Here is a 12242-nt window from a genome sequence, read left to right on the forward strand (position 1 = left end):
TGTGTATAAGAGACAGTTGCAGGGCACCCTCGATCAGCTCGGCCACCACCGCCCACACCACCTCGGTGCCCTGATCGGCCCGGGTGGGCAAGGTGGCGGCGTAGATCAGTGATCCGCCGGGATCGACCAGGCCGACGGCGATCTTGGTGCCACCGACATCCAGCGCGAGGACCGCGGCCATCAGTCGACCCCCACGGGTGCCAGCACCACCAGGGGCACCGCGGCCGAATAGGCCAGCGCACCCGCGCCGCCGACCCGGACCAGCGCCCACCAGGTGCCTGGTGTCGCCCACACCGGCGGGGCGATGTCGAAGCTCAGCTCCACCCGGCCGCGCGCCGGCACCACCGCACCCTGGGCCGGCGGACCGGCCCATTCCCAGGTACCCCAGGGGCTGATCAGGTGCGCCTCGACCGCCAGGGCGGCGTGCGCGTCGGTGCCGACCAGGACGGTCAACCGGGCAGAGCGTCCGGCGGTGACTTCGATCGCGGACGGGTCGTCGACGTAGAGCAGCCGGCCGGAACCGGGATCGCCGACCCGCACCACCGCCACGTCCTCCACCGCCTGGCGCCACGCCGGTGGCACGTCACCGGACAGGGCGAGTCGCGCGCGCAGCGGATACAGCCCTGGGCCGGTGTCGGCGGGAACCCTCACCCGCACCGGGATGCACGTGTGGTCCCCGGCGGCCAACCGCACCGGTTGTTCGGCCGGCGCGACCGCCCAGCCCGCCGGGCACTGCCACGTCAGCGCACCGGACACGACCGCGTCGACGCAGTCGCTGGCCACCGTCAGCTCCAGGTTCAGTAGAGCGCCCGCGTCCGTGTCGAGCCGGTGCGGGTGCAGCGCCGGGGTCACCGGCAGCCCACCCAGCGGCGCCGGCCCGCGGTTGTGCAGCCAATAGCGGGCGTAGAGCGGTTGGGCTGCCTCGGATTCGGGGGCCAAAGCAGCAACGGCGTCGCCCCGCTTTTCCATGTCGAGTCGAGCGGTGACGGTGGCGATCTCGTAGCCGTGCAGCCGGTCCGGAGCGGGATGCTCGTACGGCTGCTCCAGCAGATCGGCCCGGCCCAACACGGTCACCGGGCCCAGGTCGCTGCGCAGTGTGACGGCCGCGTCGGCGCCGCGCGTCTCCACCAGGCGCAGCGTGACGGTGTTCGGGTCGACGGGCTGCACGCTGCCACGCGCCATCGGGTTGCCGGCCGCCTTGAGCGCCCCCAGGCCCACCCCGTCGGCGAGGTCGATGCGCAGCAGCGAGCCGCTCGCCGGGAGCCGGCCACCACCTCCGGTCACCGCCACGGCCCGCAGCGGGTCGCCGAATTCGGCACTGCGCGCGGGCATCTCCAGCTGCCGCCAGTCGCCGTCGCCGGCCACCAGCGCGTAGTCGAAGGTGTGCGTCCAGTGCTGCAGTTGAAAGGCGCTGCCGTCGGGCGCGGTGCGGCGCGGGCCGTCTTCCCAGGCCGCTGACGGCCAACTGGTGCAGGAGCGCAGCAAGGCGGTGTGCAACGTGCCCGCGGAATCCACCGCGAAACTGGGCACGCCGCGGTTGATCAGTGCGACGGTGCGCGCCTGGAAGGGCGCCATCTCGGCGCGGACGTCCTGGTCCACCTCGATCTCGGCGTCGTCCAGGTCGTCGGCCACCCGGGCGATCTCGGCGACCAAGGCGTCGTCGTCGCGGCCGGCTATCACCAGTACCGGCAGGGCGCGCGGGGCGCTGAGATCCGCCCCGGGCACCCAGACCTCGGTGAGGGGCTTTTCGGCCGGCACCCACACCCGGGCCCGGCCGTGCCGATCGAGCTGGCGTTGCAGCTCGGCGGTGTAGGCCGGATCGGCGGCGTCCAGCACGGCCCGGGTGAAGGCGTTGCGGTCCGGTCCGCCCAGCGCGATACGGGTGTCGGGCAGGTTGGAGTCGACGTCGAGGTTGCCGTAGCGCGGCCCCTCGGCCACCGAACAGGTGGCGGTGACCCCGGCGCGCACCAGCGCCACCATCAGCTCCCGCGCCGGGGAGCCCGCGGTGACTACCTCGGCCACCGCGACCGCCCGGCTCGCGTCGCCGACGCTGATCCGCGCGGTTGCCGACAGCCCGAACCAGCGGTGCGCGGGGGTGTCGAGGGTCCGCGGGTGCCGCGCGGTGTCCACCGAGCGTCCGCTGGGCTCGTGCAGCAGACCGAAGCCGCGGCCGATGACGGCGTCGGCCACCTCGGCGACCGGCAGGGCGCCGGGCACCGGGCACGGCCAGCGCAGCCGCAGCAGGTGATCGGCGCCGGTGAACTCGTCGATGGTGGTGGAGCAGTCCACCCGGTCCACGCCGTGCCACAGCGTCAGGGTCTGGGTGTAGGCCAGCACGTTGCGGATCCGCCCGGACACCACCAGCCGCTCCCCCAGCGGTCCGCGGTAGGCCTGCACCGTCACATCGCGGGCGACCGCGGAGGTGAACAGGTTGCCGCTGGGCACCAGATGCCATGGGCCCTCACCGGACTGCGGGTGTTTGGGGTATTCGTCGTAGACGGCGAGCTGGTTGCCCAGGCCCCCTTCGACGATCATTTCGCGGCCTTGCTGGCGCCACGAGGTGATACCGCCGCCGCGATCCGGGTCCGCGGTCAGCTGGTGGTCCTCGTTGCTGATCCGGGTGCCGTCGACCGGTTGCCAGCCGGCGATGTCCGCGGTGGGCCGCAGCCGGTAGGTCTGCCAGCCCAGCGACGGCACGTCGCGGGCCAGCCAGCTGACGGTGCTGCCGCCGTGTTCGACGTGGGCGGGCAGTTCGGTTCCATCGGGGGCGACCAGGCGCGCCCCGGCCGACAGCGGTGTCGCCAGGTGCACGGTGACGATGTCGGTGCGGTCGCGGGCCGCCGGATTCCACACCACGGCACTGTCACCCTGGCCGGTATCGACCAGGCCCGACAGCACCGCCAGGGCGTTGTCGCGGGCGTCGGCGCCCAGCTGCCAGGCGTCGCGCCAGCCGGTCAGCAGGTCCAGGTAGACCTGGTCGGCTTCCGAGCCGGTGATGGCGTCGTGGTGGGCGCCGTAGGACAGTTGTGCCCAGGCCTTGGCCAGTGCCGCCTCCGGGTAGTCCACGCCCGTGAGCGCCGCGGCGAACACCGCGAAGCGCTCGGCGTCCAGGACCGCCTGCTCGGCGGCCCGGTTGGCCTGCTTGGTGTCGATATAGGAGACGTGGCAGCCGGTGTAGATCGGGTTCATGTCCCGGGTCTGCGGGGACGGGTCCGTGCCGCGCTGCTCCAGTTCGGCGCGCACCGCGGCGAAGAACTCGCTCGGCACGGCGCAGACGAACTTCGGCCAGGTGTAGCGGGCGTTCCAGTCCCGGTGGATCTTGGTGATCCAGCGGTTCGGCGGGGTGAAGTCGGTGCCCACCGGCAGCAGCACGTTGCGGGTGGCGGCGACCTTCTTCATCTCGGTGAACAACCGGTAGACGTCGTCCTCGGCGGCGGCCAGGGTCGTATTCGCGTCCATCCACCAGCCGGCCGCATAGTGCGCGGGCATGTAGTGGGTCAGCAGGCCGCGCCCGGACGGCGCGACCCATTCGAACTCGGACGCGAACTGCATGCGGCGCGGATCACCCCGGTCGGCCATCGGGCCCCACTGATGAAACGGCCCGCGCGCCCAGGCGCTGGAGGTCAGTCCGGCGTCGGCGACCAACCCGGGGAACTGCGGGTCGTGGCCGAACACGTCGAGCTGCCAGGCCGTCGCCGGTGCGGCACCCATGATGTCGCGCTGAAAACCCATCCCGGCCACCAGGTTGCGGATCGTGGTCTCGGCGTCGGTGAGGTTGGTGGACGGCTCGTTGTAGGTGCCGCCCATCACCTCGACCCGGCCCTGCGCGATCAGCCGGCGCAGCTCGGCGCGGTCGGCCGGGTGGGTGTCCCAGTAGGGCTTGAGGTAGTCGACTTCGGCCAGGACGAACTTGTAGTCGGGGTGGTCCCGGGCCCAGTCGAGGTGGCCGCGCACCAGATCGAACCCATTGGTCTGCCGGCACGCGCCGAGCGGGCTCTCGGTCCACACGCTGGTGTAGTTGGCCTGGGTGTTCCACCAGACCGGGTCGTAGTGGAAGTGGCCGATCATGAACATCGTCCAGCCGGGTTCGGCGACGGTGAACGTGAACCGGCTGCCGTTGACCTGGGCGGGCCGCTGTTGACCCGGCACCGGGTCGTCGACGGTCACCGGCACCTCGACGACACCGCTTCCGGGCTCGGCCACGGCCTCCCCGGCCAGACCCTCGCCGTCGATACGCAGCGGTGTCGCCACCTCGGTTTCGCCGTATTCGACGCGGACCAGTTGCGCGGGCGCATCGGCTGGCCCGACGAACTTCTCGGTCGATTCGACGTCGAGGATCCGCATGACACAAACCTACGGATGCGCGCCCGCCGAGCGGAGACTTTCGGCGACCGGGCGCATGGCTGACCCCCTGGCGCCCGGGTGCCAAGCCCTGAGGCGATGCGCTGGCGGAGAACTTCCGCCGCTGATTTGGCAGACTGCAGCAATGAGTTCGACCCCACCCCGCCAGGTGGCCCAGCTGGACCGGGTGCCGCTGCCGGTTGAGGCGGCCCGCATCGGCGCAACGGGCTGGCAGCTCACCCGCGCCGCCACCCGGGTGTTCACCCGGCTGCTCGGGCCCGGGCCGATCCAGCAGAAGGTGATCCGCGAGCTGCCCCAGACGTTCGCCGATCTGGGCCCCACCTACGTCAAGTTCGGCCAGATCATTGCCTCGAGTCCCGGCGCGTTCGGCGAACCGCTGTCTCGCGAGTTCCGCGGACTGCTCGACTCGGTGCCGCCGGCCGACCCGGCCGAGGTACATGCCCTTTTTGTCGAGGAACTGGGCGCCGAACCGCAGGAGCTGTTCGCGAAGTTCGACGAGACCCCGATCGCCTCAGCCTCGATCGCCCAGGTGCACTTCGCCACCCTGCACAGCGGCGAGGAGGTGGTGGTCAAGATCCAGCGGCCGGGCATCCGCCGGCGGGTCGCGGCCGACCTGCAGATCCTCAAACGCTTCGCCCAGGTGGTGGAGCTGGCCAAGCTGGGCCGGCGACTGTCGGCCGGTGATGTGGTCGCCGATTTCGCCGACAATCTCGCCGAGGAGCTGGACTTCCGTATCGAGGGCCAGTCGATGCAGACCTGGGTGTCGCACCTGCACGCCTCCCCCCTCGGCAAGAACATCAAGGTGCCCGACGTGCACTGGGACTTCACCAGCGAGCGGGTGCTGACGATGGAGCGCGTGGCGGGCACCCGCATCGACGACGCCCTCGCCATCCGCAAAGCCGGTTTCGACGGCGTGGAGCTGGTAAAGGCGCTGCTGTTCTCGACCTTCGAGGGCGGGCTGCGGCACGGGTTGTTCCACGGCGACCTGCACGCGGGCAATCTGCTGGTGGATGACGAGGGCCGGGTGGTGTTCCTGGACTTCGGGATCATGGGCCGCATCGACGCCCGCACCCGGTGGCTGCTGCGCGAGCTGGTCTACGCGCTGCTGGTCAAGAAGGATCACGCCGCGGCCGGCAAGATCGTGGTGTTGATGGGCGCGGTAGGCACCGTCAAACCCGAGGGCCAGGCCGCCAAGGATCTCGAGGCGTTCGCCACCCCGCTGACGATGAAATCGCTGGGCGACATGTCTTACTCCGAGATCGGCAAGCAGCTCGGCGCACTGGCCGATGCCTACGACGTCAAGTTGCCGCGCGAGCTGGTGCTCATCGGCAAGCAGTTCCTCTACGTGGAGCGCTACATGAAACTGCTGGCGCCGCGCTGGCAGATGATGTCCGACCCACAGCTGACCGGTTACTTCGCCAACTTCATGGTCGATGTCAGCCGCGAGCACAAAGACAACGACGACCCGGGAGTCTGACCTTGGTGGAGATGCGCAGCGGCACCGCCCGCTCGGGCGATCTGGAGATCTTCTACGAAGATCTGGGAAACCCCGAGGATCCGCCGGTGCTGCTGGTGATGGGGCTGGGCGCTCAGCTGCTGCTGTGGCGCACCGGGTTCTGCGAGAAGCTGGTCGCCGAGGGTCTGCGCGTCATCCGCTACGACAACCGCGACGTCGGCTTGTCCAGCAAGCTGGGCCGCGAACATGCCCGGGGCGCACTGGTGCCCCGGATGGCGCGGTTCTGGATGGGCAAGCCCAGCCCGGCCGTTTACACCCTCGAAGACATGGCCGACGACGCCGCCGCCCTGCTGGATCACCTCGGAATCGAGCAGGCGCACGTGGTCGGCGCATCCATGGGCGGCATGATCGCGCAGGTGTTCGCCGCACGGTTCGCGCCCCGCACGCGTTCGCTGGCCGTCATCTTCTCCAGCAACAACCGGCGTTTTCTTCCCCCGCCGGCGCCGCGCGCACTGATGGCGCTGCTGACCGGGCCCTCACCGGACTCCCCTCGTGAGGTGATCATCGACAACGCGGTGCGGGCCAGCCGGATCATCGGCAGTCCGCGCTACCCGGCGCCGGAAGACCAACTTCGGGCCAACATCATCGAGGCCTACGAACGCAGCTACTACCCGTGGGGCATCGCCCGGCAGTTCGGCGCCATCCTGGCCAGCGGCAGCCTGACCGCCTATGACCGACTGATCACCGCGCCGACTGTGGTCATTCACGGCCTGGCCGACAAGCTGATGCGGCCCTCGGGAGGCAAGGCGGTCGCCGATGCCATCGACCGCGCCCGGCTGGTGCTGTTCGAGGGCATGGGTCACGACCTGCCCGAAGAGTTGTGGGATCCGGTGATCAGTGAGCTGACCACGACATTTGCCGCCGCGCGGTGATCTATGGCGGTGGTCCTTACGTCGCCAAAGCCACACCGAAGTGCTCATAACAGCTGAGCAACGGTAGTCTGTGCACACTCTCCCCCCATTTTGAGAAGATCGCGAGTGAACTGAGCCATGCCCAAGCTGGAGCCGAAGTACGAGGAACTGCAGTCGATCTACGACATCTCCAATGAGTTCTACGAGCTTTTCCTAGGTCCGACCATGGGCTACACCTGCGGGTTCTACCCGGACAAGGACACCACCTGCGACGAGGCGCAGATCGCCAAGTTCGACTTGGCGCTGGGCAAGCTGGGTCTGGAGCCCGGCATGACGCTGCTCGACATCGGCTGCGGTTGGGGGGCCTGCATGCAGCGGGCGCTGGAGAAGTACGACGTCAACGTCATCGGGCTCACCCTCAGCGGCGAGCAGCGCCAGTACGCCATCGACAAGCTGGCCAAGGTGGACACCAACCGCAACGTCGAGGTGCGCCTGCAGGGCTGGGAGGAGTTCACCGACAAGGTGGACCGGATCGTGTCGATCGGGGCGTTCGAGCACTTCGGCCGCGACCGCTGGCCGGCCTTCTTCGACATCACCTACAACGCGCTGCCCGACGACGGCCGGATGCTGCTGCACACCATCACCGCGATCAGCGGGCAGGACGAAGCGCAGGCCAAGGGCATCCCGATGACGATGAGCCTGGCGAAGTTCACCCTGTTCATCATGCGGGAGATCTTCCCCGGCGGACAGCTTCCGTCGGCGTGGCTGCCCCGCAAGTACGCCGCCGACGCCGGTTTCACCGTGACCCGGGATGACGAGATCGGATTCCACTACGCACGCACCCTGCAGGACTGGGCGGCCATGTTGGCGGCCAACAAGGAGCGGGCGATCGAGGTTCAGGGCCAAGAGGCCTACGACCGCTTCGACAAGTACCTCAATGGCTGTGTGGAGCTGTTCCGCAACGGAAACACCAGCGTCCACCAGTACACCTTGCAGAAATAGTCGGGATCGGCCTGCCGCGGGATCCGGCTTGGCTACATTTCACGTCAACCGATTCACCCCCGACCCGCTAAGCTGCAACAGTTGACCGGAACGGACGACAAGGCGGTTATCGCGTCCGGTCACAGCGGGTTTCATCAGGAAGGCAATCAGTCAAAAATGGTGGACAAATCGACCCGGACCGCAGATATGCGTCCGAAATTCGAGAACATTCAGGCCCACTACGACCTGTCCGATGACTTCTTCGCGCTGTTCCAGGACCCGACCCGGATGTACAGCTGCGCGTACTTCGAGCCGCCGGACGCCACGTTGGAAGAAGCCCAACTGGCCAAGCTCGACCTGAACCTCGACAAGCTGGACCTGAAGCCCGGCATGACGTTGCTGGATATCGGGTGTGGCTGGGGTGCGACCATGAAGCGCGCCGTCGAGAAGTACGACGTCAACGTCATCGGTCTCACCCTGTCGAAAAATCAGCATGCGTACTCGCAGAGCCTGCTGGACGCCATCGACACCGACCGGTCACGGCAGGTCCTGCTGCAGGGCTGGGAGCAGTTCCACGAGCCGGTGGACCGGATCGTCTCCATCGAGGCGTTCGAGCACTTCGGTTTCGAGAACTACGACAGCTTCTTCAAAAACAGCTACGACATCATGCCGGCCGACGGCCGGATGACGATCCAGAGCAGCGTGAGCTTCCACCCCTATGAGCTCAACGCGCGCGGCAAGAAGCTGACGTTCGAGACCGCGCGGTTCATCAAGTTCATCCTGACCGAGATCTTCCCGGGCGGCCGGCTGCCCACCACCAACATGATGGTGGAGCACGGTGAGAAGGCCGGTTTCACTGTGCCCGAGGCGCTTTCGCTGCGGCCGCACTACATCAAGACCCTCAGGATCTGGGGCGACGCATTGGAGGCCCACCACGACGAGGCCGTCGCGATCCAGTCCGAAGAGGTCTACCAGCGCTACATGAAGTACCTGCGCGGCTGCGAGTACTACTTCACCGATGAGGCGCTGGACGTCAGTCTGGTCAGCTACGTCAAGCAGGCCGGCTAGATCCCACCAGCCAGCAAAAAAGCCCCCGTCACGCGCGAGCGCGTGCGGGGGCTTTTCGCTGAGTGCTATTCAGCCGCGAAGTTGCGGGTGACGGCCGGGTCCACCGGGATGCCGGGGCCGGTCGTCGTCGAAATGGTGACCTTCTTGAGGTAGCGGCCCTTGGACGACGACGGCTTGAGCCGCAGCACCTCGTCGAGGGCGGCGCCGTAGTTCTCCGCCAGCTTGGTCTCTTCGAACGACGCCTTGCCGATGACGAAGTGCAGGTTGGCCTGCTTGTCGACCCGGAAGTTGATCTTGCCGCCCTTGATGTCGGAGACGGCCTTGGCGACATCGGGGGTGACGGTGCCGGTCTTCGGGTTGGGCATCAGACCACGCGGGCCCAGCACGCGGGCGATGCGGCCGACCTTGGCCATCTGGTCCGGGGTGGCGATCGCGGCGTCGAAGTCGAGGAACCCGCCCTGGATCTTCTCGATCAGGTCGTCGCTGCCAACCACGTCGGCGCCGGCGGCGATGGCCTGCTCGGCCTTCTCACCGACCGCGAACACCGCGACGCGGGCGGTCTTACCGGTGCCGTGCGGCAGGTTGACGGTGCCGCGGACCATCTGGTCGGCCTTACGCGGGTCGACACCGAGCCGGATGGCGACCTCGACGGTGGCGTCCTGCTTGGTCGAGGACGTCTCCTTGGCGAGTTTGGCCGCCTGCAACGGGGTGTAGAGGTTGTCGCGGTCCACCTTCTCGGCGGCGGCGCGGTAAGCCTTGCTGTTCTTGCTCATTGGTTATCCAATCTCAGATGGTTGGTCGTGGTGAAAGTCGGGCCGAAGCTGGCCCTCCCACGGTTCCGTTTCTCTCCGAATACTCCTTCGCACTCCTGCGCTGGGCCTCGTTCCTCGGCCCGCTTCGTCGTGCTCAGGACATTCGTCGAGTGGGGCTACTACTCGACGGTGATGCCCATGGAGCGGGCGGTTCCGGCGATGATCTTGGCGCCGGCCTCGATGTCGTTGGCGTTGAGGTCAGCCTTCTTGGTCTCGGCGATCTCGCGCACCTGGTCCCAGGTCACCTTGGCGACCTTGGTCTTGTGCGGCTCGGCCGAGCCCTTGGCGATACCGGCGGCCTTGAGCAACATCCGTGCCGCGGGCGGGGTCTTGAGCGCAAAGGTGAAGCTGCGGTCCTCGTAGACGGTGATCTCCACGGGAATGACGTTGCCGCGCTGGCTTTCCGTCGCGGCGTTGTACGCCTTGCAGAACTCCATGATGTTCACGCCGTGCTGACCAAGTGCGGGTCCGACCGGCGGCGCGGGGTTGGCCTCGCCAGCCTTGATCTGAAGCTTGATCAGCCCGGCGACCTTCTTCTTCGGGGCCATGAGAGGGTGTTTCCTTTCCTACGTACTAAATCTTGGAGACCTGGTTAAAGGCCAGTTCCACTGGTGTCTCGCGACCGAAGATGGACACCAGCACCTTGAGCTTCTGCTGCTCGGCGTTGACCTCGCTGATCGAGGCGGGCAGCGTGGCGAACGGGCCGTCCATGACGGTGACCGACTCGCCAACCTCGTAATCGACCTCGATGACCGGCCGCTCCAGACCGCCCTCAGAGGCGGCCGCCGCGGCGCTCGCTGTGCCACGGGCCTGCTTCTTCGCCGCACCCTGCGGCAGCAGGAACTTGACCACGTCGTCCAGCGGCAGCGAGGTCGGCCGCGAGGTGGCGCCGACGAATCCGGTGACGCCCGGGGTGTTGCGCACCGCAGACCAGGAGTCGTCGGTCAGGTCCATTCGGACCAGGATGTAGCCCGGCAGCACCTTGCGGTTGACCTGCTTGCGCTGGCCATTCTTGATCTCGGTGACCTCTTCGGTGGGCACTTCCACCTGGAAGATGTAGTCGCCGACGTCGAGGTTCTGCACGCGGGTCTCGAGGTTGGCTTTCACCTTGTTCTCGTACCCGGCGTAGGAGTGGATGACGTACCAGTCGCCCGGCTTGGAGCGCAGTTCGGCTTTCAGCGCCACCGCGGGGTCGAGTTCCTCAGCCGGCTCGTCCGGGGCCGCCTCGGTGGCCTCAGTGGCCTCGGGAGCGTCAGCCTCGGCGGACTCGGTGGCCTCCACCGCGGAGTCCTCAGCGGGAACCTCAGCGGCCTCCGCCACGTCGACCGGCTCGCCCGCGGGCGTGTCGCCGTCGAAGGTAGTCACGGTTGTCAGTCCTTCCTATAACTTCACTCGCCGAACACCAGCAGCACCAGCCGAGCGAATCCGTAGTCTGCCCCGGCGACCAACGCCACCATGAAGACCAGGAAGGCCAGCACCACCGCGGTGTAGGTGACCATCTGCTTGCGGTTCGGCCAGATCACCTTGCGAAGTTCGCCGACGACCTGCTTGAGGAAATTCAGAACGAAGACGAACGGGTTGCGGGAAGGCCCTTCGGCCTTCTTCTTCGCCTTCTTCTTGGCCTTTGCGGCGTCCGCGGCGTCTTCCGCGTCCAATTCGGTAGCCGTGGACTCCACGTCGTCGCCGCCGTCACCGGCACCACGACGCCGCGAACGCTTGCCGGTGGGCCGCAGCGGGTCGCCGACCTGCCTGCTCACCACGGCCGTGCGACTGCTGCTGCCGGATTCGGCATCGCTATCGCCGTCGGCTGCGGCGTCGGGACGGTCGAGCTCGTCGGTCACCGCATGCTCCTTCGTTGTTCGCGCTTACCTCATTGCCGTACCGCGCATGGTGTCCAGTGTCCACCATGGCACGTCAGCAGGGGCGACAGGACTTGAACCTGCAACCTGCGGTTTTGGAGACCGCTGCTCTGCCAGTTGAGCTACGCCCCTTCGCGGTTGGCGTACCAACCCTGCGGGTTCGGAAGCCTTACCCGTGCGCCGTCTCCGGCTCACACAATTCGCGCGCCCCCCGTTCGCCTCACGGAAAGCGCGCTAATGCTGGGAAAACCCCGAGGTCCGAGTGTACCTCGCCGCTGCGGCCAGTTACTAATCAGGCTGTTCGGACGACCTGACCGGATTCGGCGTCCCATCGGAGGTTGACCGAATCATCGCCGTCGTGACCCATCATCGTGGTGAAGGCTTCGAGCACTACCTCACCGTCCTGGTTGGTCAAGATATTGCGGGTGGTGACGATGTCGGCACCGAAACGCTCCACTACCGAGGCAATCTCCATCCGGGCGTACAGGGTGTCGCCGGCCTTGATCGGCTTGAGGTATTTGAAGCCCTGGTCCACCTGGACCATTTGCATGGTGGTGTAGCCGGTGTCGACGTGACGGAAGAAATCGGACTGCACCAGCTTCGCCAGAATCGCCACGAACGTCGGCGGTGCCAGCAGCGAGTCGTGGCCCAGCTTGGCGGCTTCCGCCTCGTCGTAGTGGGCGGGATCCTCGGCCTTGATGGACCGGGCGAACTCGCGAATCTTCTCGCGGCCCACCACGAACGACTCCGGGTAACGCCAGATCATCCCCCTGATGTCAGTCTTGATCGCCAT

Annotated in this window: 10 protein-coding genes, 1 tRNA gene and 1 pseudogene; 4 read left to right on the forward strand and 8 right to left on the reverse strand. The window is 67.5% G+C overall.

Annotation, left to right across the window (positions count from 1 at the left end):
- Both LI94_RS08495 and LI94_RS08500 read right to left on the reverse strand, forming a co-directional pair.
- Nucleotides 1-181 (reverse strand): annotated as a pseudogene (locus tag LI94_RS08495) (ROK family protein); the annotation flags it as partial.
- Nucleotides 181-4344 carry an NEW3 domain-containing protein gene (locus tag LI94_RS08500; RefSeq protein ID WP_046300923.1) on the reverse strand — a complete coding sequence of 1388 codons (4164 nt, stop codon included), beginning with the start codon at nt 4342-4344 and terminating at the stop codon, nt 181-183. The pseudogene LI94_RS08495 and the gene LI94_RS08500, both read right to left, overlap by 1 nt.
- A gap of 142 nt (nt 4345-4486) precedes the next feature.
- Between LI94_RS08500 and LI94_RS08505 the strand changes: the two genes are divergently transcribed.
- The 4 genes from LI94_RS08505 (at nt 4487) to LI94_RS08520 (ending at nt 8778) form a co-directional block, all read left to right on the forward strand.
- Nucleotides 4487-5839, forward strand: a complete 1353-nt coding sequence (locus LI94_RS08505) for an AarF/ABC1/UbiB kinase family protein (RefSeq protein WP_152664788.1) — start codon at nt 4487-4489, stop codon at nt 5837-5839.
- Nucleotides 5840-5841: 2 nt separating this feature from the next.
- Entirely contained in the window at nt 5842-6750 is a 909-nt protein-coding gene (locus tag LI94_RS08510) for an alpha/beta hydrolase (protein WP_275451595.1), read from the forward strand.
- A gap of 117 nt (nt 6751-6867) precedes the next feature.
- On the forward strand, nt 6868-7731 hold the full coding sequence (locus LI94_RS08515) for a cyclopropane mycolic acid synthase family methyltransferase (protein ID WP_046300925.1): 864 nt from the start codon (nt 6868-6870) through the stop codon (nt 7729-7731).
- 156 nt (nt 7732-7887) lie between these two features.
- Nucleotides 7888-8778 (forward strand): cyclopropane mycolic acid synthase family methyltransferase, encoded by an 891-nt coding sequence (locus LI94_RS08520; RefSeq protein ID WP_024440986.1) that lies wholly within the window; start codon nt 7888-7890, stop codon nt 8776-8778.
- Between the two features lie 65 nt (nt 8779-8843).
- Here the strand turns inward: LI94_RS08520 and rplA are convergent, their stop codons facing one another.
- The 6 genes from rplA to hadC all read right to left on the reverse strand — a co-directional run bounded on the left by rplA (nt 8844) and on the right by hadC (nt 12242).
- Nucleotides 8844-9551 carry a 50S ribosomal protein L1 gene (gene rplA, locus LI94_RS08525; RefSeq protein WP_046300926.1) on the reverse strand — a complete coding sequence of 236 codons (708 nt, stop codon included), beginning with the start codon at nt 9549-9551 and terminating at the stop codon, nt 8844-8846.
- 158 nt (nt 9552-9709) lie between these two features.
- On the reverse strand, nt 9710-10138 hold the full coding sequence (gene rplK / locus LI94_RS08530) for a 50S ribosomal protein L11 (RefSeq protein ID WP_024440984.1): 429 nt from the start codon (nt 10136-10138) through the stop codon (nt 9710-9712).
- 25 nt (nt 10139-10163) lie between these two features.
- On the reverse strand, nt 10164-10955 hold the full coding sequence (nusG, locus tag LI94_RS08535; RefSeq protein WP_024440983.1) for a transcription termination/antitermination protein NusG: 792 nt from the start codon (nt 10953-10955) through the stop codon (nt 10164-10166).
- Between the two features lie 23 nt (nt 10956-10978).
- Entirely contained in the window at nt 10979-11431 is a 453-nt protein-coding gene (gene secE, locus LI94_RS08540; RefSeq protein ID WP_024440982.1) for a preprotein translocase subunit SecE, read from the reverse strand.
- Between the two features lie 77 nt (nt 11432-11508).
- Nucleotides 11509-11581 (reverse strand) — tRNA-Trp (locus LI94_RS08545).
- Nucleotides 11582-11741: 160 nt separating this feature from the next.
- Nucleotides 11742-12242, reverse strand: coding sequence for a (3R)-hydroxyacyl-ACP dehydratase subunit HadC (gene hadC, locus LI94_RS08550; RefSeq protein WP_046300927.1), 501 nt, complete (start codon nt 12240-12242; stop codon nt 11742-11744).

This window comes from Mycobacterium sp. UM_Kg27 (genome assembly GCF_000972905.1).
Classification (GTDB): Bacteria; Actinomycetota; Actinomycetes; order Mycobacteriales; family Mycobacteriaceae; genus Mycobacterium.